The organism is Bernardetia aquimarina, from assembly GCF_042180575.1.
Classification (GTDB): domain Bacteria; phylum Bacteroidota; class Bacteroidia; order Cytophagales; family Bernardetiaceae; genus Bernardetia.
On record NZ_CP170094.1, the window covers coordinates 2,373,258 to 2,394,747 of the forward strand.

The window sequence follows — 21,490 nt, forward strand, 5'->3', positions numbered from 1 at the left end:
TTTTTTAAAAAAATCCTCAATATTTTGATTTTATATACAATTTTATAAAATAGCAAGCGCAAATCGACTAATAAAATGGATATAAAATCCTATATTTGAATAATTTTATAAAAATAAATTGAGCAAATTATTCCAATGAAAAAATTCTCTCCCTATATTAGTGCTGGTTTGGTAGCTTCGATGTTTTATGTGTTGTATCAGCTCAAACAAGTAAGTAATACGATGCCTAAATTTGCTGACACACTTCATCATACTACTGTTCTTTTATTATTTTCTATTTGTGGACTTCTTGCCCTTGCATTAAGTTTGAGTGGTTTTAAGAGTAAAGGTTTAGAGGATGGATTGAAATATGTTTCTTACTTTGGTTTTGGTGGTTCGATTATTATTGTTTTGGTGGTTTGGCTTCTTCCTTTTTTTGTGTAATTTGGGGAGAATAGAATAGAGGTTTAGATTTGGAGATTAGGGAAGTACACTTCATTTTGAAAATATTTTTTTTAAAATTCAGTATTTGTTATTTCATTGGTAATTGAATTTTACTGATAACTGATTACTGGTAACTGGTAACTGATTCTATGGAGAATTTGAATTTATTTTGGGAGCGATTGATGGATGATACTCTACTAGCTTCTTTTGTAGGTATTGCAAGTCTTTTTTTTATTATCATCTTAATTGCCTTTTTGAAGGTCGTTTTTACGGCTGATAAATCTGAAAAACTAGCGTATAGACGTTGGCGAAATGGTCTTTGGGGAGAAGAATATCTCACTCAACTCAAAACAATGACAGAAAGCACGCAGCAAACCATCGAAGCTTTACGTACAGAGATTAGCGACCGAGAAGAAGATAGTGTACAACGACTGCAACAAGCACAAGCATTGGAAGAACAAATTACTGAAAGACAGCGTATTATTGAAGAATTAGAAGCTCAAAACAAACCTCCTTTTTCAGTTTCTACCTTTTTTATTGGTTTTACTGTCGGTATTATTCTTTTAGGGGTTGCCTTTGCAGTACTTTATTTCTTGCAAATTATTCACTTTTAAGACAAAAAAGCAAAGAAATAGGTAGTTAAGTGATTGATAGACAATTCAGAAATTGAAAATCAAATTATATTATTGTATCTTTGCAAATTGAAAAAAACACGTTGTGATTTGAATAAAAAATATTTTATAATCATCTCACTATCAAACCTTTAAAAGTGCCTATTTTATGAAAGATGCACTCCATAACTCACTCAAACGCTTGATAGAAGAAGGAGGAACACAAAACTTTCTTATTATTAATCTAGGAGAAAACTATTATATCCAAGTAGCTGGAGAGTTCTATTCAAGTCATTTATTGCTTGAAGCAGTTTCTAATCATTATCTTCCTTCTGACAAACAATTAAGCACTGTTTTACAGAAAAAAACACTTGATTTAGGCTGGGAAGCTCCCAAAGGAGAAGGAAATTATAGTTATAGAGTTAGTATTAATTCGGCAGAAGAATATAATTCTTGTATTGAGTTTATTCATAAAACAGCTAAAGAAATTTTTGATGTAAATGATATAGAAAATTCTATGATAGAATTGAATCTTGAATAAAAAGTAGAATAAAATAAATATAATTCTCAAAATGTGTTACCCAAACTGTTAAAATGAAATTCATTCAAATGAAAAACATAAATCTTTTATTTCTCTTAATCTGTACTTTATTAGTTACAGGTTTTTTTAGTTCTTGTAGTAAATTCACAAAAGCGATGTCAGACCCAAACTGGCGTGAACGTGATAAGGTAGCTCAAAAATATTATGAAGAAGGCGATTATTATCGTGCAGGTTTGTTGTGGGAAGATGTTGTTCCAATAGTAAAAGGTGACCCACGAGCAGAAGACATTCAATTCAAATATGCTTATTGCCATTTTTATCAAAAGCAGTATCTTTTATCTGCCTATTATTTCAAAAACTTTTATTTTACCTATCGTAGAAGTCCAAATGCACCAGAGGCTTATTTTATGAATGCTTTCTCGTTGTATAAAGACTCTCCTCGTACACACCTTGACCAAGAAAGCTCAAAAGAAGCTATTCAAGCCTTTCAAGATGTAATCAATACGTATCCAGAAACGGATTATGCCAAAAGAGCTAGTAATCATTTGGACGAGTTAAGAGCAAAATTAGAGCTTAAAGCCTTCGAAAATGCAGAGTTATTTTATAATTTAGGTCGTTATAAAGCTGCTGTAATTGCACTAGAAAACTTTCAAAGAGACTTCCCAGATGCTCCACAACTTGATGAAGCAGCTTTTTTGCGTTTTAAATCTGAGTATGATTTGGCAAGAAATAGTATTTATAGCAAACAAAAAGAACGCTATGAGATTTCTAAAGAATACTATTTCTATTTAATAGACCGTTATCCAAACAGTAAATTTGTCAGAGATGCCGAAAATATCTATGGAAATATAGAAAAAGCTATTCGAAATATAGAAAAAGGCGAAGTTATCGATACAAAAGAAAAAGACAAGAGAGACCCTAAAAAAATAACTACTTCAGAAGGCTCGGCTGGAGAATCTGAATAAATTAAATATCTAAAAGAAAACTTGCGTTTCTCTTTTTTAAAAGTTATACTACAATACAACAAAACAATTTATATAAATATGTCAGCTAAAAAATTCAATCCTCGTCGTGTTCAGACAGCTAATCTTCATACTCGTGATGTACAAGCTATCATTGCAGCGACTGGTAATCTTTACGAATCTATTTCTGTAATTGCAAGACGTTCTCGTCAGATTTCGACAGATACAAAAGAAGAATTAAATCAAAAAATATCTGAATTTAATGTAGGAACAGATTCTTTGGAGGAAGTTTTTGAAAACAAAGAGCAAATTGAGGTTTCTCGCCAATATGAGCGTATGCCAAAATCTACTTCTTTAGCAACCGATGAATTAATGGAAGGAAAACTATTTTATCGTTATCGTCAGTCAGAGGAAGGCAATCCTTCTTTGTAAATTGAGATTGATTAAATTTAAAATACAGTCAAAAACAAAATCTGACTGTATTTTTTTTGTATAAAATTTCGTAAAACAATGATTAATCCGTAATTTTCAGAATTATTCAACGCTATTAATTAACACTATTAATCATTTAATTTATTTGAATATCAACTATTTACATCTTTTTCAAAAGATTTTTTTTTACAATCTACTTTTAAGTAATCGTATTTATATCTAAATGCAAACATCAACTACTAGCAAAATCAATAATACATTATTTCATCAAACAGAATCGGATACTACTTTTCATTATAGTTCTGATTTTTTGGAATGGCTCAGAACTGAAGAAATTAGTTTGGCTATTTCTACTTATCAAACTAACAAACTTTTTTTGATAGGTAGAGATACAACTAAGCATCTTTTTGTTTCTGAAAAGTCATTTGATAGAGCTATGGGTTTGCATGTAGAGTCTGAAAATTCTTTTTATTTAAGTACTCGTTTTTTGCTTTGGCGTTTCGAAAATGCCCTTGCAGAGGGTCAGATTCATAAAGAAGCAGATAAGGTATATATCCCTCGTCAAGCATTTAATACTGGAGATTTGAATGTTCATGATGTTTCTGTTGATGAAAATGGAGAAATTGTTTTCGTGAATACTCGCTATAATTGTATTGCTAAAGTCAGTCAAAAATACAATTTTAAGCCTATTTGGATGCCTCCTTTTATTAGCAAAATGGTTGCAGAAGATCGCTGTCATCTCAATGGAATGGCTATGCGTGATGGTAAACCTCGTTATGTTACTGCAATTTCTCAAAGTAATTTGTTAGATTCTTGGAGAGAACATAGACAAGATGGAGGAATTGTAATGGATATGGAAACAAGTGAAGTACTTGTTGACGAACTTTCTATGCCTCACTCACCTCGCTATTATCAAGATAAAATTTGGGTTTTGAATGCAGGGAGAGGAGAATTTGGTTATGTAGAAGACAATAAGTTTATTGCTATTACTAAATTAGATGGTTTTTTGCGTGGATTGGCTTTTCATAAAAATTATGCAATTATAGGGCTTTCAAAGCCTCGCCACGAACGTACTTTTACAGGCTTGCCTTTAGATGAAATTTTACAAAGCCGAAATACAGAACCTCAATGTGGCTTTTGGATAGTAGATATTAATACAGGAGAAATTGTTCATAAATTTGAAATAAAAGGAGAGGTAGTAGAGCTTTATGATGTTCAAGCACTTCCTAATGTAAAACGCCCAAGTAGTCTTGATTTGACTTCTGCTGATGTTACACGCTATATTTCGATAGAAGGAGATGACAATACAGTAGATTTTAAGGCACTAACAACCTTAGATGAAAAATCTAAAGATTCATTTCAATCTCCTTATTCTCTACCACAGGTTACTTCTTCCAAGAATATCCAAAAGCAACAAGAATCTCTGATCTCTTCACCTTTGCAAAATAATAATACCCCTATATTAGATCCAAATATTGCCGCAACTTCTGTAGAAGATATAAAATATCAGATAGCTTCTAATATACCTATAACACAGATAATCAAACAATTCAATACATTAACATTTCCAAGATTAGATCTACAAGCTAAAGTAAAGAAATTTAATGAGCCTTTATTGGTTATTGTTGCTCGCAATCAACAACAGTATATTGGAGCAATACTGATAGAATCTCATTCTAATGTCATATCTAGAATATTAAGTTGGTATGTTCTTCCTCCTTTTAGGGATTTAGGTATTGGAAAAGAATTATTGGTTCGTGCTGAAAAAGTTTTAAGTCAAAATAAGTTCAATAGCCTTCATATTAAATATCGTTCTGATTGGAAAAGTGCTGAGAAAATTACTTCTATTTTTAAAAATAACAACTGGGTAAAACCATCTGTCGCCTCTAGTCTATATAAATTTGAAATAGAAAAAACGGCAAAGGCTTCTTGGGTTAGGAAAGAGCATAGGAATACAGATATTGAAATGTTTCAGTGGAACACACTTACTCAAGCTGAAAAACAAAAAATACAACATAGACAATCCACTACAGAATGGTATCCAATTACAGTTGATCCTTTTAGTCATGAAGGTAGTAGAGTTGATATATTGAGCTTTGGATTGAGATATAAGGGAGAAGTATTTGGTTGGATAATAGTACATTCTATAAAAACTGATACAGTAGAATTTGGTCATCTATTTATAGATAAAGAAATACTAGGTAAGGGCTTAGGTAGTTATATTGTGTTTTTAGAAACTCTTTCTAAAAGCCTTCTAAAAGCCGAAGAAGAGGGATATAAATACGGTTTGCTTCAAATAGAACAAGGCAATGCTACCATGTATAAATTTATAGATAGGTATTTACGCCCTGACCTAATCACAGAAACTGACCATATTAGTACTCATAAAAACTTTAATGAATCTAATTCTATAGAATCAAATAAAGTCAGTACTTCAAAAATTAGTTATAAAGTATATCAGCTAAATGTTGATGATGCAATTAGTCACTTTAACAACCTTTCATTTCCTAGATTAGATATTCTAAAAACAACAAGACAATTAAATGAACCTTTAATTATAATTAATGCTCAAAATGATAATCAACAAATTGGTACAGCAATTATAGAACTACAACCTAATGGATCTGCTCAATTATTGAGTTGGTACATCTTACCTCCTTTTAGAAAAATGGGTATAGGACGAGAATTACTTTCTCAATCAGAAAAATTACTACGCAAAAATAAATTTAATAGCATCCATTTAGAATATCGTTCAGATTGGACTAGTCTTTCTACCTTTGAACATATTTTGAAACAAAAAAAATGGGAAGAACCCAAAGCTAAAGTTTATTTGTGTAAATCTTCCATGGATGTAATCTTAAAAGCCCCTTGGATGAACAAATTTAACCTTCCTACTGGAATGGAATTATTTCTTTGGAAGGATGTTACTCAAGAAGAAAAAAATGAGATTTTAAAAAAGAAAGAAACACAAAATTGGTATCCTGATTATTTGAGTCCTTTTCAACATGAGGCTAATATAGACATTACTTCTAGTACAGGGCTTCGTTATAAGGGTAAAATAATAGGATGGATGATTACGCATCGTATTCAATCTGATACAGTCGAGTTCACTTCAGCATTTATTGACCAAAATTCTGTTGCAGGTCTTAATAAAAAGAGTTTGTTTTTACCTGTTCTTACAAAAGCATTACTTTATCTGAAAGAAGATGGAGCTAAATATGGTATTTGGCAAATGCAAGTAGATAACCCTTCTATTCATAAGTTTGTAGATAAATTTTTAAAACCTTATTTGATCAGCTTTGTAGAAGCAAAATTTTCTTATAAAGTATTAAATAGTTAATCTTATTTTCAATTCTACTAAAATTAAATCCTTTAAAATAAAAAAAATAAAATTTATTGTATCAGTAAAGACTTTAAAAAAATTTCTATATTTGCAGTACTATGTAAATTTTCTATTAATTTAACCCTAACTATAATTTATCGTATGAAAAGATTTCTTTTCTCTTGCGCTTTATTCCTTCTGACCACTTTGGCATTCGCTCAAAGTCCAGAGGAAAAGGCTTCATTTCTTACAAATGAGATGAACACCTTACTTTCACTGACAACAGAACAAACACAGAAAGTAACTCTAATAAATACTCGTCGCTTTAAAGTAGAAAACAATGCTAAGGCAAGATTGGATGACAATGCTCGTTACCAAAATGCTAAATCAGAAAATTTTCAGTCAGAAGCTGGACAGCAAATGTTGGTCGAGTTAAATACTCGTATTGAACAAGGTGAAAATCGTTATGATTTAGCTCTAAATAATGTGCTTGATGCTTCTCAATACAGTATCTATGTACAATATAAAGCTTCATTATTTGAGGCAGTAGCTACTGAGTTTGGTGAATAAATATTCTCTATTCTTTTACCCTCGTAAAAATAAATAAAACATCAAATCAGATTATTTACTTGACATGAAAGTTAAAAACAACAAAAAAACAACCCACTCTCTATCAGACTATTGCAGTCTGTATATAGACAAATTTAATGCACATCAACTTACTCGTTCTTGGCAACGTAAAGCAGCTTTTGCAGCAGCTACAGCCACAGTAGCGACAGGAATGTTTTTAGGAAGCTCTTCAGCATCTATGGCACAAGATCGCTTTACATGTGAGCCTGCATTTAACCGTGTTCCTTCTGCTGTTCCTGTAACAAACCCAGGTGGTATTGTTCAAAATGGTGGAGAGGCTAGACCACACCTAGTAGATTATGATGGAGATGGAGACTTTGACCTTTTAGTAGGTGAAAAGAAAGGTAATAACCTTAACTTTTATCAAAATACAGGCACGACGGCTACTCCAATATGGTCTGCCCCTCAAACAAATCCGAATGGATTAGCTATACCAGAATCAGGTACATCTCCTGCTTTTGTAGATATAGATGGGGATGGGGATATGGATGCTTTCTTGGGTACTGGTAAAGGTGGTGAAGGTCTTGCATTTTTAGAAAATATAGGAACAGCTACTGCTCCAAACTATGCTACACGTATAATAAATCCTTTCGGAATAAATGCAACTGGTGATTATTATGTCGTGCCAACTTTTGCAGATATAGACAATGATGGTGATTTTGATCTAATAACTGGTGAAGGTACAGGTAACTCTATTTTTTATCTTAATACAGGAACTGCTACTGCTCCAGCTTTTGGACCTCGTCAAGTAAATCCTTTTGGTGGACTTGTAGATGTTGGGTTTAGTGCAGCAGCTTCTTTTGCTGACTTAGATAATGATGGTGACTTTGACTTAATGGTAGGTGAAGATAACGGTACTTTTAATTATTTTGAGAATAATGGTACTATTACAGCACCTAACTACCTTGCTCCTGTAGCTAACCCATTTGACCTCACAGCAACAGATTATGCAGCACCTACATTTGCTGACCTAAATGGGGATGGTGATTTGGATATGTTTGTGGGAGATCAAGCAGGTAACTCTATCTATTTCGATAATGGAGGAACTGCTACTCAAGCAGATTTCTTAGTTCTTCCTTATGATTTATCATCGGTTAATTTGGGAGCAGATCCAGTATTAGTAGATATCGATGGAGACGGAGATAAAGATGCTTTTGTGGGTCGTCAATTAAACGCAGACTTAGTATTTGCAGAAAATATAGGTGATGCGCAGACACCTCTTTTCAATACAGCAACGATAGTCAATCCTTTTGGATTTATTGCATCTCCTGCTACTTATTCATCTCCTGCTTTTACAGATTTGGATAATGATGGTGATTATGACTTAATTGTTACTAACAACACAGGAAATTTATTCTACTATCAAAATACAGGTACAAGTTCAGCAGCAATTTTTGCTGCACCAATTACAAATCCTTTTGGACTAGTAGGTGCTAGTGCTGGTGGTTTTGCTTCTGTATCTTTTGTAGATATGGATAATGATGGAGATATGGATATTACAGTTGGTGGAGTTTCTGGAAATACCAGTTATTTTGAAAATACAGGAAATATCAATGCTCCAGCTTTTGCAGCTCCAGTTATAAATCCATTTGGTCTAGTTGCTGTAGATGCTTACTCATCTCCTGAATTCGTAGATATGGATGGTGACGGTGATGTAGATGCATTTATAGGAAGTGGAACATCTTTATTCTTTTTTGCTAATAATGGTACTAGACAAGTTCCTGCTTTTGCTGCACCACAAGAAGTCCCACTTTTCGGACTTTCAGGCTTAAGTGGAGCTGGCTTTGTATTTAATCGTCCTCACCTTACTGACATAAATGGAGATAACTCTATCGATTTATTGGTTGGGCGATTTACTGGTTCAATTCTAGCTTTCGAAAATGCAAAAATACTTCCTTCATTATCTCCTACTATTTCTAATGAAACAACAGATTGTGATACTAATTTACTCAAAGCAGGTTTAAGCCATGCTTCAACTGGAACAATCGTATCTTGGTATGATAATGCAAATGGTGCTTTGGTAGGTACAGGTACTACTTTTAATCCTGAAACTGCTCCTAATGCTTCAGGTGAATATTTTCTTAGAGCTTCTACCTCAGAAGGTTGTCAAGCAACTGCCAATTTATCGGCTGTGCAAACTATTGCACCACTAGATATTACTCTTTCAGGAGAAAGTGGTTATAATGTAGCAACCCTAAATTGGGAGTTAAGCTGTGAAAGACCAGTTCTAGAATATGAAGTATATGGAGACCCAGGACAATTTGGTACTTATTTCCTTTTTGGATTTAGTTCAACTACTAGCTTTGAAGCTGTAGGTCTATTGAATGGAGAAAAAGTGGACTTTAGAGTTCGTCCAGTGTATGGAAGTGGAAATTATGGTATGTATTCTAATATCGTAACTGTTAAGCCTTCAATCGTATTGGGAGAAGAGGATAACAAGAAAGCAGGTTTTGCATTCTTCCCTAATCCAAACAATGGAGAATTCAATCTTAGACTACAAGATGGTTCTAATTCTGCAACTGTAAACGTAACAAGTCTTTCTGGACAAAGAGTCTATACAACTACCTTGAATGCTACTCAAACTTCTATTAATTTAGGAAATATAGCTTCTGGTATGTATATCGTTCGTGTAGAAACAAATCAAGGCACGTATCAACAAAAAGTAAGCGTTGTACGCTAATTAATTAAAGTAGAGTTATATTATTACAATTAACTCTACTTTGATAAATCTTCTATTATATAATTTTCAATACAACATTTTAGTTGTATTCTTAATCTCAAACTCAAAATACGAATTTATATGAAATTTAATTATGTGCGTATAGTTGCCCTTTTTATCTTATTGGTAAGTGTGGGAGTATTTACATCTTGTTCTAGTCTCAATGATACCGATGGTGACAATACAGATACGGTTTATGTAGGTAATTGGAAGTTAGTAAAAGCTACTTTCACAGGTGAAGTTGCAGATCCTTCTGAATTTGCTGGATTTTCTCTTGCTTTAAATTCAGAAGGAACTTATGTATTAACAAATCCAACAGCTTTTTCTAGTCCTACAGGAGTAGCTGGTACTTATACTTCTACTGGTCAATTCTTAATATTTGATGGAAATGTAGAAATTAATGTTACTAGTATTGATGGAAATACAATGGTTTGGGAATGGCAAGTATCTAAACCAGGTAAAATAACAGCTACTTATCGTTATACTTTTGAAAAAATATAAGTTTACTTATTCCAAATAAATTTATATCCTCAATCAACACCTTTTCAAAAAATGAAAAGGTGTTTTTTTTATGTGTATTCTTTGATTACTTTGATATGGAGATATTCTAAAAAACTTGTATATTTGCAAAGATATAATCTAATATATCTCATACGTATTCTCAACTTCTCATTCTTATTTTAATATTAACATGAAGAATCTATTCATTTTTTCTCTTGGATTATTTGTTACACTTTTTGTATCGATGAATAATTTATTTGCTCAAACCTTGCCATCTGCACAAGTAACTTCTGAATTGTATATCACATTGGATTATACAGCTCCTTCAAATACTAAAGTATTTGAAGCTGATCTAACAGAATTTAACTTCCAAAGTATTGAAGCTGCTAATCGCTTTTTTTCTTTCTTTAATGACCCTAGTGTTACTTTTGAAACTAACATAGCTACACAAAAAGTAGTCATCACTCTTGTTTCCTCTACTGACCGTCAGAGCTGGACAATGACAGAATGGCAAACTTATTTGAAAAATAAAATTGTAGAACAACGCAATCAATTAGGATTTGTAGATTTTACAACTAGATAATTCTACTCCTTTCTAAAAAAATTTTAACCCTAATTTTATAAAAAATAAAATAATGAAAAAACAATTTTATTCAACTCTATTTTTTGCTATACTTCTAATCTTTAGCACAACAAATTTATATGCACAAGGTACTTCATGTGCAACAGCAACTCCATTTTGTACTAGTGTACCAATAGCTTACCCAGCAGGTTCTGGTGGTGGTATAGTTGCACCTGCAGGTCCTAACTATGGATGTATTTCTTCTGGACGCAATAACCCAGCTTGGTTCTATCTGCAAATAGATAATCCAGGTGTTATAGAAATGGCTTTAAACATGAGCAATCCACTAGATTTGGATTTTGCTGTTTGGGGACCCTTTGCTCCAAGTAGCAACCTAACAGCTATCTGTAATCAAATTTCTTCAGGAACAGTAGCTCCTTCAGATTGTAGTTTTGCTGGTGGAACAGCAGCAGAAACACCTCAAGTAACTGGTACTACAGGTCAAATTTTTGTACTCATAATTACTAACTTTAGTAACCGTCCTACAGATGTTACAATTTCTCAGATTAGTGGTGCAGGAACAACAAGTTGTAATATTGTATGTAATGTAGATGCTGGTAATTATCGTACTGCTTGTGCAACAGATACACTTATCGCTGATGTAGGTGGAGATGCTACTGATTGGAACTTCCAATGGTTTGAGAATGGCTCTGCTGTAGCAGGTGCTACTCAACAAGAATTTATTACAGATTTTGGCTATCCTACTGCTCCAAATCGCAGTGCAGAAGTTTTATACCGTGTAGTTGCTACTAATCCAAACTTTGGCTGTACTGTTGAAGATACAGTAAGTATCAGTTATCAAAATAAAAGAGCTTGTGGAATATTACCTGAATACCAACCTGTACTATCAGGAACTGCCTCTTATTCAAAAGTAGATCTACAATGGAATGCCCCACAAGGACAAGCAGCAGAAGAAATATCTGAGTTTGAAGTATATATGACTGATGATGGAGGTGAAACATATACTCTTTTGACAATTACTGACCGAACTACACTTCAAGTAGATTTAATCAATGGTAGAAATTATGGATTCAGAGTACGTGGTATTTATGTAATACAAAGTGGAAATAATTATGAAACTAGTCCTTATTCAAATGTAGTTTACCTCAAACCTTCTATTGTATTAGGAGAAAATGATAAAAGTAATTCTGCTTTAAAATTATTCCCTAACCCATCAAACGGAAACTTTACGATTCAATTCAATGATTTTGATGCTGAAGAAGGAACTCTAAATATTGTAGACTTGACAGGAAAAGTTATTTTTACTAAAGAGTTGAAAAATATCAATAATAAGTCAGAAGAGCAATTAGAACTTCCAAATGTTGATAATGGTATTTATATCATTCAAGTACAGACTCAAAAAGGTGTATACCAACAAAAAGTCATGGTGGTAAAATAAATTCTAATTTTAGAATCTAGTTTTTTTATAAAAAAGTCTATTCCAAAATGGAGTAGGCTTTTTTTATGAAAGTAATTTTGTAGTTTTAACTTAAAATATACACACAACACATAAAATAAATTTCAAAACAATGGCAACAGAAAAAAGTAGTATCTTCGATATGATTGGTCCTATTATGATTGGTCCTTCTAGTTCGCATACAGCAGGTGTAGTTCGTCTAGGGCTTGCAGCCATCGATATTTTAGGAGCTATTCCAGAAGAAGTCGAAATTATTTTTTATAATTCTTTTGCTCGTACTTATGAAGGACACGGAAGTGATAGGGCAATTATTGCAGGTCTTTTAGGTTTTGCAACTGATGATATTCGTATCAAAACTTCTTTTGATGAAGCGAAAAAAAATAATTTAAAATATACATTTCGTTCTATTGGAAATGCTTCTATCTTTCATCCAAATTCTATTCGTTTAAAACTCAAAAAAGGAGAGCGAAATATAGAAATATTGGGAATAAGTAGGGGAGGAGGATTAATAGAAATTGAAGAAGTAAATGGATATGAGGCTGGATTTACAACAGGACTCTTTACAATTCTTGTTTTTGCAGAAGATAGAACAGGCAGTATTGCCTTTATTTCAAATATTCTTGCCAATGATGAATGTAATATTGCTACAATGAACGTTAGTAGAAAAGGAAAACGGGGGATTGCTTGTCTAGTCATTGAAATTGATTCAGAACTTCGCCCTCTGTCATTGGAATACTTACGAAGTTTGCACTGGGTAAAAGAAGTAATTTATATGCTCCCCATAGAATAATTATTAATCCTAAATAAATAATGACATTTAGATTTTATTTTCTATCAAAAAACCAAAATCAATACTCTTTATTGATGCTCTTTTTTGTGTTGCTTTTGGTTTTTGGTTTATATTCCTGTAAAGAAAAAAGTAAAAATACTTCGCCCGAAATTCTTCCTTTTGATAAAGCCTTAACACATCAAATTTCATTTTTAGAAGTTCCGATTGCTTTTAAAGTCGAACAAATAGAAGACAAAATAAATGAAGCCATAAAAGGAACACTCTATGCAGACCAAAGTTTTGAAGATAAAAAAGGAGATGGAATAAAAATAAGAATCAAAAAAGTAGAGAAAATCCACGTTGTGGTCAAAGATAACTTTATGTATTATTCTGTTCCTCTTCATATTTGGGCTTCAAAGCGTGTTTTGAAAGTAAAATTATTTGGTAAGAAAAAAGAAACCACCAAAGAAATCGATTTTTCATTACGTCTTAAATTTCGTTCAGAAATAAATCTTAATAAAAACTGGAAATTAGAAACGCAAACCACCTATACAGGCATAGAATGGATAAAAAAACCAAAAATTAAAGTATTAGGAATTAATTTTAACTTAGCAGGACTTTTAGAAAATCAATTACTACAAAAAAAAGATGACTTAGAAAGAGTAATTGATAAAGCTGCTTCCAATCTAAAAGTAATAGAAAAAGAAGTCAGTAAAATTTGGACAAAAATTCAAGAACCTATCTTAATAGAAAAAAAAGTAACTAACGGAACATGGCTTTTGGCAGAACCCATACAAATTGAAGCCAGTAAAATAGAAGGAAAAAACAAACAGTTATTCATTACTACTCGTCTAAAAACTCTTTTGCGAACTGTTGTAGCCAATAAAAAAGGAGAAAAACCAAAAGTAGCCTTTAAAGATTTACCTCTCTTAAAACAAAACAACTCTCTTTCTTATAAAAATAATGACTTTGAGTTGCATCTAAAAGGAGAATTACCTTATAAAGCTGTCAATGATTTATTAGATAAAAAAATAAAAGATACCGTTTTGGTTATTCCAAATACAGATTATAAAATCAAAATTACAGATGCTGAAGTTTTTGGAAGTGGAAAGAAACTTTTTATGAAACTTAATGTAACAGGCGATGTAAATAGCACCATTTATTTGAGTGGAACACCTCGTTTTGATTCGTTGAACACCTCTCTACATTTTGATAATTTTGATTATGACTTGCAGAGTGAAGAATATTTATTGTCTGCTGCTGATTGGATGCTCAAAGGAACTGTTAAAGAAGAAATACAAAAATTATTAATTCTACCTTTAGATGATTATGTCAAAAAGTTGCCAGATATTATTCAAACAGCCCTTTCAAAAGGCAAGACAGGAAAAACAGCTTTATTTGATTTAAAAGATTTTAAACTTTCGCCTCGTTTTATTCAGATTGACAAAGACCACGTTCGTATCTATGTAAAAGCTACTGGAAAAGTAGGCATCGAAATTATTAAATTATAAACGTAGCCGATACCTTCCAAGGTGTCGTAAAAAAATGCAAATGAAAAAATTATTTATTCTAACATTATTAGTAATGATTTATTTCCCTGTTTACTCACAATTTACAGGAGGCACAGGAGGAGGATCTGACAAAGCACAAATCAGAACACGAACAATTTTATCCCTAGAAAATGAACAAAAAAAAGTATTTTTTGAAAATGTAAAAATTGTTTCTCAATCTAATTCATTTTCAATAGAATGGAATGATAAAATTACTTTACAACAAATAGAAATTATTGATATTTTAGGACGAGTACAAAAGACAGTTTCTATTTCAGAATCTCAAAAAGCTATTTCTTTTTCTTTTGATGAAACAAATAAAGCAAGAGGAATTTATTTTGTTCGTTTTAGAGATGATAAATACAGATTTTTTAGTAAGAAGGTAGTTTATTAAATCAAAACATATCAACTAGATAATACTTTTTCTACCTTCATTTTGTAATTTTCTCCTATAGGAATTTCGATTTTATCTATCTCAACATCTTGTTTAGTATAGGCTGTTATTTTGGTTATGTTTATAATGTAAGAACGATGGATACGCAAAAAACGATTATCTAATAATTTCTCAAACGATGAAATACCTTGTTTTATAATATGCGTTTTTATAGATGTTTCTATCTTGATATAATTTTTCAAGCTTTCTATATAAAGAATATCATCAAAAAGTATCTTGACCTTTTTTCTATACTCGTTAACAAAAATATACTCTCTTTTTATTTTCTGTTCTGATTCTAAATTACTTTGAATAGTACTTGATACAGAAGTATTATTGCTCTGTATGAGTAAAAACTTTTCGATAGCTTTAAAAAAACGACCAAAGGAAATTGGCTTTAGTAAATAATCTAACGCATTTAATTCAAAACCATCAATAGCATAATCACGATGAGCAGTAGTGAAGATAACTTTGGGCTTAGAGATTAGGTTTTTATAAAACTCCATTCCATTAAGAACAGGCATTTCTATATCCAAAAATAATAAATCAATTTGCTCTTCATTCATTACTTTACTAGCTTCGATAGCACTTTGGCAAGAAGCTATAATTTCAAAATCATCTAATTTACTCAAATGATTTTTGATAAGATTTCTTGCTAATTCTTCATCATCTATAATCAGACATTTGTACATTTAATTCTGTTTTAAAGTTAAGACTACAGAATACCTTTCTTCATCTTCATCAATTTCTAAACTATACACATTAGGATACAACAAATTCAACTGTTTTTTGATGTTTTTTAATCCTAACGCCTTTGTTTTTCTAAGTGTATTTTCTGTTTGACTTGGTTTTGTGTTTTTTACAGAAAAAACAATATCATCATTCTTAGTTTCTAATGAAATTGATACTCGTGCTTGTCTTAATTCTTGACTAACACCGTGTTTAAACGCATTTTCGATAAGCGTCAATAATAATAGAGGTGCAATTTTGACTTCTTTATCTACTTTCTTATCAAAATTTATTTCTACCCTACTTGTATAACGTATTTTTTCTAAGGCTAAATAATTTTCAATTAATTCTATTTCCTTAGACAAGAAAACAAATGTATCATCGCAACGATACAACATATAATCTAAAATATCGGAAAGATGTTCGATAACCTGAGGAGCTTTTTCAGATTTATCTAGCGTAAGAGAATATAAATTATTTAAAGTATTGAATAAAAAATGAGGATTTAATTGGTTCTTTAAAGCATCAAGTTCAGCTATTTTTTTATGTTCATTGGCAACCGAAAGTTTCAAGTTTTTTTCATACCACAAAAAGGCAATTAAGAAAAAAGTAGGTTGAACAAAAAGCCAAGAGATAATTGTAAAATTTTTCCTAAAACTTAGTACTTGTTCCCAAAAAGGTAAATGTCCATAATTCTGTTTGAAGATTGCATAACAAGTATCACTATTTAGTCCATAAACAAGATGCTGCCAAATAGCATAAAAAATATTTAGAAGAACAAATAGTCCGAACAAAGACATACTACTTTCAAAAATATTTTTTTGTATCCTATATCTAGGAATTACAAAATAAACGATAGAATAAGCAGTCATTATTTGAAAAAGCAAAAACACAAATTTTACTATTAATAACTGTTCAGTTGTATTATAATAATATTTATCAACAGCTACATAGTAAAAAAAGACTATCATCCAGTACAAAATATGTTTGTAAGAAGGCTTATTCAAATAGGTAAAAAGATTATTCATCTTTGAGTATTTCTAGTTGGTTTTATTTCTAATTCTTCGAAAATAGTAATTAAATTTATTTGCAATTAATTAAAAATACGAAATCCTGATTAAAGTATATGAATACTCAAAAAATGAATACAAAACAGTTTTTGACTATTAGTCCACTAAAAACTACTATCTGTATTTCTCTTTAAAATAGTATTGAATCCATATTTACATTTACGATACAAAATAATTAATGTATCAAAAAAATGTATTATGAAAATCCATAAACTACTTATTACTGTACTACTTCTTCTGAATGCTCTTAATTATTGTTTTGCCCAAAATCCTTCCATTCCTTTTATAGAAGAAACTATAAAAATTGATGGAAAGTTAGATGAGAAAGTCTGGCAGAAGCTTTCTACTTACAATAACTTTCATAATTTTTTCCCAGATGATATTGGAATAGCCAAAAACCCTACTGAAATAAAGCTATTCCATAACGGAGTAAACCTTTATATATCTGCTTCCTACATTGGAGAGCGAGAAAAAGCTATCATAAGTTCACTAAAGCGTGATGATTATGATGGAGTTATTGTAGAGAGTGATAATTTTGAACTAATTATAGATGTTTCTAATAAAAAAAACAATGGTTATTTATTTGGAGCAAATAGTAGCAACGCACAACTAGATGCCTTGATTAGTTTTGATGGAAATGATTACTCACTCAATACAAGCTGGAATGCTATTTGGAAATCTAAAGTTAGAGTAGAAGGCAAGAAAAGAACGTATGAATTTGAAATTCCATTGAAGGCACTGGGTTACAATTCGTCTAACTCTGAATGGGGAATAAATTTCGTGATGAGAGATATGATGCCCAACAACTGGATGTCTTTTACTGATATGTCCCGTAATTATATTCAATATGATTTGCGAACTACTGCCAAGTTTACGATTGAAAAATTGCCTAATGTAAGTCCTTCAAAGTTTATTGTTACCCCATCAGTTACCTACAATTATCAAAAAAACAGTTTAGATAACTCTACCGACTCTAAAGTCAATCCTAGTTTGGATGCACAATACAGCATTACTTCTTCTTTGCGTTTGGATGCTACAATTAATCCTGATTTTTCACAAATTGATGTCGACCAGCAAGTAACAAATCTTACTCGTTTTGCTGTCAATTTTCCAGAAAGAAGAAACTTTTTCTTAGAAAACAGTGATTTGTTTGCCAATTTGGGAACAGAGCAGGTCAATCCTTTTTATTCACGTCGCATAGGGGCAGCCAATGATATTCAATTTGGGTTGAAACTATCAGGAAACATAACCCCCAAAACAAGAATAGGCATTTTAGATGTTCAGACTGATAATACAGAAGATGTAAGTGCTGAAAATTATGGCGCAGTAGTCGTTCAGCAACAACTTTCAAATTTGTTTGCAGCAACAGGTTTTTTATTAAATAAACAACAGAAAGGCAATTTTAATAGAGTAACAGGACTAAACCTAAATTATAAGTCTAAAAATAACAAATGGACAAGTTTGGCTAATTTTGGCAAGAGTTTTACAACAGAAGTCGATAAAAAAAATCACTTTTATAACCTTGGAGTAAATTATACTACAAAAAAGATAGGAGGAAATATTTCTGTTTCGAAAGTTGAAAAAAATTATCTTACTGATATTGGCTTTGTTCCTCGTTTGTATAATTATGATGCTCTTACTCAATCTACTTTTAGAGAAGGTTATACAAGTACAGATGGCTCTATTTCATTATCAGCTTTTCCTAAAAACAACGAAATAGTTCAGAACATACGTTATTTGAGAGTAAATAATACTTCTTATTTTGATGAAAATGGAGTTCTTACCCAATCTTCTACTTCTACTAATCATGCTATATTTTTTCAAAATACATCTTCGGCATTCATTACTTTTGACCACTCTTATATAAATTTGAAATATGCCTTTGACCCTTTACAAAATGAAAATTATATTAACCCAGATAGTTATAGTTTTGCTTCTATTCGTGTAGGATATAATTCTCCATTCAATAAAAAAATATCATTTAGAACAGGCTTACAACACGGAAACTATTATAATGGAACACGAACTCGTTATTATTTCAACTCAACATACAGAATACTGCCTTTTGCCAAAATTCAGGCAGATTATGAAATTAATCATCTTGATTTGAATGAATTAGGAGATAAGTCATTTCATTTGGCTCAATTTACAGGAGAGATATTTTTTAGTAATCGCCTTAACTGGACAAATTATGTACAATATAATACTCAACTCAATAACTTTAATGTAAACAGTCGTTTGCAATGGGAATACAAGCCGTTGTCATATATTTATTTAGTTTTGAATGATAATTTCAATGACCAAATTTCACGCACTAATTGGGGAATTTCTTTTAAAATAAATTATCGATTTGAGTTTTAAGTTTTTTTTCTGTCATATAAACTCCAAACAAAAAAAGCCTAACTGTCTGATTTTAAGAATCATAATTTTGATTTCATTATTCAAACTGTCAATTTGTCATTTTTCTTGTCATTCTTTTTCCTAAATTATCATTTTCTTCGGTTTTTAAAGGTTGGTATATCTATTGTAAAATACTTGTCATACAAATGAAAAACAGAGAATTGAATCAAATAAAAATTCAACACTCTTTTTTATAATTAAAGGAAATCACTCCATTTTTTAATATACTTAAATCAAAAAAGACTTAAAATAGATATGGGAAAAATTATTGGTATTGACTTAGGAACAACAAACTCATGTGTATCTGTAATGGAAGGCAATGAGCCAGTAGTAATCACAAATAGCGAAGGAAAACGTACTACACCTTCAATCGTAGCATTTTTAGAAAACGGAGAGCGTAAAATAGGCGATTCTGCAAAACGTCAGGCTATCACAAATCCAGAAAAAACGATTGCTTCTATTAAGCGTTTTATGGGAGATAGCTTTTCTCAAGTAGAAAAAGAAATGAAATATGTTGCTTATAAAGTAGTAAAAGGTGCAAATAATACACCTCGTGTAAAAATTGATGACCGTGAATATACGCCACAAGAAATTTCGGCTATGGTTCTTCAGAAAATGAAATCAACAGCAGAAGATTATTTGGGTACAACGGTTTCAGAAGCAGTAATTACTGTTCCTGCTTATTTCAACGATGCTCAACGTCAAGCAACAAAAGAAGCTGGCGAGATTGCAGGTTTGAAAGTTCGTCGTATTATCAACGAACCAACAGCAGCAGCTTTAGCTTATGGTCTTGACAAAAAAGATAAAGACATGACTGTCGCAGTTTTTGACTTAGGTGGTGGTACTTTTGATATTTCTATCTTAGAGTTAGGCGATGGCGTTTTTGAAGTAAAATCAACAAACGGAGATACGCACTTAGGTGGAGATGATTTTGACCAAGTTCTTATCGGTTGGTTAGCAGACCAGTTTGAAGGCGACTACAATGTAGATTTACGTAAAGACCCAATGGCTTTACAACGTTTGAAAGAAGCAGCAGAACGTGCAAAAATTGAACTTTCTAGTTCTACACAAACAGAAATCAACTTGCCTTATATCATGCCGATTGATGGCGTTCCTAAACACTTAGTTACGACACTTTCAAGAGCAAAATTTGAGCAACTGACTGACGATTTAGTAAAAAGAACATTAGAGCCTTGTAAAGAAGCATTGAAAGATGCAGGTATTTCGGCTTCTGATATTGATGATGTAATCTTAGTAGGTGGTTCTACTCGTATCCCTAGAATCCAAGAAGAAGTAGAGAAATTCTTTGGCAAAAAACCATCAAAAGGAGTAAATCCTGACGAAGTAGTAGCACTTGGTGCAGCTATTCAAGGTGGAGTTTTGACAGGAGAAGTAAAAGACGTTTTATTATTAGACGTAACTCCTCTTTCACTAGGAATCGAAACTATGGGTGGCGTAATGACAAAACTTATAGAATCAAATACAACTATTCCTACTCGTAAATCACAGGTATTCTCTACAGCAGCAGACAATCAGCCGTCAGTAGAAATCCACGTTTTACAAGGAGAGCGTGCAATGGCAAAAGACAACAAAACGATTGGTCGTTTCCACTTAGATGGTATTCCTCCAGCACCTCGTGGTATTCCACAAGTAGAAGTTACTTTTGATATTGATGCAAATGGACTACTTAATGTATCTGCAAAAGATATGGCAAGTGGAAAAGAGCAAAAAATCCGTATTGAGGCTTCTTCTGGTCTTACAGATGCAGAAATCGAAAAAATGCGTCAAGAAGCTGCTGCTAATGAAGGTGCAGATAAAGAAGCAAAAGAAAACATTGAAACAATTAATAAAGCTGACTCAATGGTTTTCCAAACTGAAAAACAACTCAAAGAATACGGAGAGAAACTTTCAGAAGCAAACAAAACAGCTATCGAATCAGCATTGAAAGATTTACGTACTTCTCACGCAGAAAAAGATGTAGCCAAAATCAAAGTTGCTTTAGAAACGCTTGAAGGTGCTTGGGGTGCAGCTTCGCAAGAAATGTATGCTAATGCAGGTGGAAACCCTGAAGACCCAACAGGTGGTGCAGCAGGACAGCAAACTGATGCTTCACAAGAACCTTCTAGCGCAAATGCAGAAGACGTAACAGATGTAGATTATGAAGAAGTAGATTCTGAAAAAAAGTAATCTAGCTTAAATTATATAAAAATTAACTCCTCTAAAGTTCGTTTGAATTTTGGAGGAGTTTTTTTATGTTTGTGGTTGTTCTGATAATTATAGAATCACAATAATATACCTTAGAATCAATGAAATACTTCTTGCTACTATTCATACTACTCTTAATTTCTTGTACTGATTC

18 protein-coding genes are annotated in these 21,490 nt (G+C 31.9%); 16 read left to right on the top strand and 2 right to left on the bottom strand.

Annotation, left to right across the window (positions count from 1 at the left end; genetic code table 11):
* Positions 1-135: 135 nt before the first annotated feature.
* From ACE193_RS10075 to ACE193_RS10140, 14 genes are all read left to right on the top strand, one after another.
* Positions 136-423, top strand: coding sequence for a hypothetical protein (locus tag ACE193_RS10075; protein WP_375562845.1), 288 nt, complete (start codon positions 136-138; stop codon positions 421-423).
* 149 nt (positions 424-572) lie between these two features.
* A complete protein-coding gene (locus ACE193_RS10080) occupies positions 573-1,037 on the top strand; it encodes a hypothetical protein (RefSeq protein WP_375562846.1) in 465 nt (154 codons plus the stop codon).
* 166 nt (positions 1,038-1,203) lie between these two features.
* A complete protein-coding gene (locus tag ACE193_RS10085) occupies positions 1,204-1,575 on the top strand; it encodes a hypothetical protein (protein ID WP_375562847.1) in 372 nt (123 codons plus the stop codon).
* 53 nt (positions 1,576-1,628) lie between these two features.
* Positions 1,629-2,540, top strand: a complete 912-nt coding sequence (locus ACE193_RS10090; protein ID WP_375562848.1) for an outer membrane protein assembly factor BamD — start codon at positions 1,629-1,631, stop codon at positions 2,538-2,540.
* Between the two features lie 78 nt (positions 2,541-2,618).
* Complete coding sequence (locus tag ACE193_RS10095; protein ID WP_375562849.1) at positions 2,619-2,969, top strand: DNA-directed RNA polymerase subunit omega; 351 nt, start codon at positions 2,619-2,621, stop codon at positions 2,967-2,969.
* 223 nt (positions 2,970-3,192) lie between these two features.
* Positions 3,193-6,309, top strand: coding sequence for a TIGR03032 family protein (locus tag ACE193_RS10100; RefSeq protein WP_375562850.1), 3,117 nt, complete (start codon positions 3,193-3,195; stop codon positions 6,307-6,309).
* Positions 6,310-6,498: 189 nt separating this feature from the next.
* Complete coding sequence (locus tag ACE193_RS10105) at positions 6,499-6,861, top strand: hypothetical protein (RefSeq protein WP_375562851.1); 363 nt, start codon at positions 6,499-6,501, stop codon at positions 6,859-6,861.
* A gap of 64 nt (positions 6,862-6,925) precedes the next feature.
* A complete protein-coding gene (locus ACE193_RS10110; protein WP_375562852.1) occupies positions 6,926-9,601 on the top strand; it encodes an FG-GAP-like repeat-containing protein in 2,676 nt (891 codons plus the stop codon).
* A 120-nt stretch (positions 9,602-9,721) separates the two neighbouring features.
* Positions 9,722-10,141, top strand: coding sequence for a hypothetical protein (locus tag ACE193_RS10115; protein ID WP_375562853.1), 420 nt, complete (start codon positions 9,722-9,724; stop codon positions 10,139-10,141).
* A 190-nt stretch (positions 10,142-10,331) separates the two neighbouring features.
* On the top strand, positions 10,332-10,724 hold the full coding sequence (locus ACE193_RS10120; protein ID WP_375562854.1) for a hypothetical protein: 393 nt from the start codon (positions 10,332-10,334) through the stop codon (positions 10,722-10,724).
* Between the two features lie 52 nt (positions 10,725-10,776).
* Positions 10,777-12,162 carry a T9SS type A sorting domain-containing protein gene (locus tag ACE193_RS10125; protein WP_375562855.1) on the top strand — a complete coding sequence of 462 codons (1,386 nt, stop codon included), beginning with the start codon at positions 10,777-10,779 and terminating at the stop codon, positions 12,160-12,162.
* A gap of 130 nt (positions 12,163-12,292) precedes the next feature.
* Positions 12,293-12,970 (top strand): L-serine ammonia-lyase, iron-sulfur-dependent subunit beta, encoded by a 678-nt coding sequence (sdaAB, locus tag ACE193_RS10130; protein ID WP_375562856.1) that lies wholly within the window; start codon positions 12,293-12,295, stop codon positions 12,968-12,970.
* 20 nt (positions 12,971-12,990) lie between these two features.
* Positions 12,991-14,460, top strand: a complete 1,470-nt coding sequence (locus tag ACE193_RS10135; protein ID WP_375562857.1) for a DUF4403 family protein — start codon at positions 12,991-12,993, stop codon at positions 14,458-14,460.
* A 40-nt stretch (positions 14,461-14,500) separates the two neighbouring features.
* Positions 14,501-14,893, top strand: a complete 393-nt coding sequence (locus tag ACE193_RS10140; RefSeq protein WP_375562858.1) for a T9SS type A sorting domain-containing protein — start codon at positions 14,501-14,503, stop codon at positions 14,891-14,893.
* A gap of 11 nt (positions 14,894-14,904) precedes the next feature.
* On the opposite strand, the gene ACE193_RS10145 is transcribed toward ACE193_RS10140, so the two are convergent.
* Positions 14,905-15,624: a LytR/AlgR family response regulator transcription factor gene (locus tag ACE193_RS10145; RefSeq protein ID WP_375562859.1), complete on the bottom strand. Its 720-nt coding sequence runs from the start codon at positions 15,622-15,624 to the stop codon at positions 14,905-14,907.
* The gene (locus ACE193_RS10150) at positions 15,625-16,689 is read right to left on the bottom strand and encodes a sensor histidine kinase (protein WP_375562860.1); all 1,065 of its coding nucleotides are present in this window, start codon (positions 16,687-16,689) and stop codon (positions 15,625-15,627) included.
* A 240-nt stretch (positions 16,690-16,929) separates the two neighbouring features.
* Here ACE193_RS10150 and ACE193_RS10155 point away from each other — a divergent pair, with 240 nt between their 5' ends.
* The gene (locus ACE193_RS10155) at positions 16,930-19,092 is read left to right on the top strand and encodes a DUF5916 domain-containing protein (protein WP_375562861.1); all 2,163 of its coding nucleotides are present in this window, start codon (positions 16,930-16,932) and stop codon (positions 19,090-19,092) included.
* Positions 19,093-19,386: 294 nt separating this feature from the next.
* The gene (dnaK, locus tag ACE193_RS10160) at positions 19,387-21,318 is read left to right on the top strand and encodes a molecular chaperone DnaK (protein WP_375562862.1); all 1,932 of its coding nucleotides are present in this window, start codon (positions 19,387-19,389) and stop codon (positions 21,316-21,318) included.
* Positions 21,319-21,490: the final 172 nt, after the last annotated feature.

Bases quoted from the DNA above. Each gene is read 5' to 3' on its own strand.
- ACE193_RS10075 (WP_375562845.1), top strand. From the start codon at position 136: ATGAAAAAATTCTCTCCCTATATTAGTGCTGGTTTGGTAGCTTCGATG.
- ACE193_RS10080 (WP_375562846.1), top strand. From the start codon at position 573: ATGGAGAATTTGAATTTATTTTGGGAGCGATTGATGGATGATACTCTA.
- ACE193_RS10085 (WP_375562847.1), top strand. From the start codon at position 1,204: ATGAAAGATGCACTCCATAACTCACTCAAACGCTTGATAGAAGAAGGA.
- ACE193_RS10090 (WP_375562848.1), top strand. From the start codon at position 1,629: ATGAAATTCATTCAAATGAAAAACATAAATCTTTTATTTCTCTTAATC.
- ACE193_RS10095 (WP_375562849.1), top strand. From the start codon at position 2,619: ATGTCAGCTAAAAAATTCAATCCTCGTCGTGTTCAGACAGCTAATCTT.
- ACE193_RS10100 (WP_375562850.1), top strand. From the start codon at position 3,193: ATGCAAACATCAACTACTAGCAAAATCAATAATACATTATTTCATCAA.
- ACE193_RS10110 (WP_375562852.1), top strand. From the start codon at position 6,926: ATGAAAGTTAAAAACAACAAAAAAACAACCCACTCTCTATCAGACTAT.
- ACE193_RS10115 (WP_375562853.1), top strand. From the start codon at position 9,722: ATGAAATTTAATTATGTGCGTATAGTTGCCCTTTTTATCTTATTGGTA.
- ACE193_RS10120 (WP_375562854.1), top strand. From the start codon at position 10,332: ATGAAGAATCTATTCATTTTTTCTCTTGGATTATTTGTTACACTTTTT.
- ACE193_RS10125 (WP_375562855.1), top strand. From the start codon at position 10,777: ATGAAAAAACAATTTTATTCAACTCTATTTTTTGCTATACTTCTAATC.
- sdaAB (WP_375562856.1), top strand. From the start codon at position 12,293: ATGGCAACAGAAAAAAGTAGTATCTTCGATATGATTGGTCCTATTATG.
- ACE193_RS10135 (WP_375562857.1), top strand. From the start codon at position 12,991: ATGACATTTAGATTTTATTTTCTATCAAAAAACCAAAATCAATACTCT.
- ACE193_RS10140 (WP_375562858.1), top strand. From the start codon at position 14,501: ATGAAAAAATTATTTATTCTAACATTATTAGTAATGATTTATTTCCCT.
- ACE193_RS10145 (WP_375562859.1), bottom strand. From the start codon at position 15,624: ATGTACAAATGTCTGATTATAGATGATGAAGAATTAGCAAGAAATCTT.
- ACE193_RS10150 (WP_375562860.1), bottom strand. From the start codon at position 16,689: ATGAATAATCTTTTTACCTATTTGAATAAGCCTTCTTACAAACATATT.
- ACE193_RS10155 (WP_375562861.1), top strand. From the start codon at position 16,930: ATGAAAATCCATAAACTACTTATTACTGTACTACTTCTTCTGAATGCT.
- dnaK (WP_375562862.1), top strand. From the start codon at position 19,387: ATGGGAAAAATTATTGGTATTGACTTAGGAACAACAAACTCATGTGTA.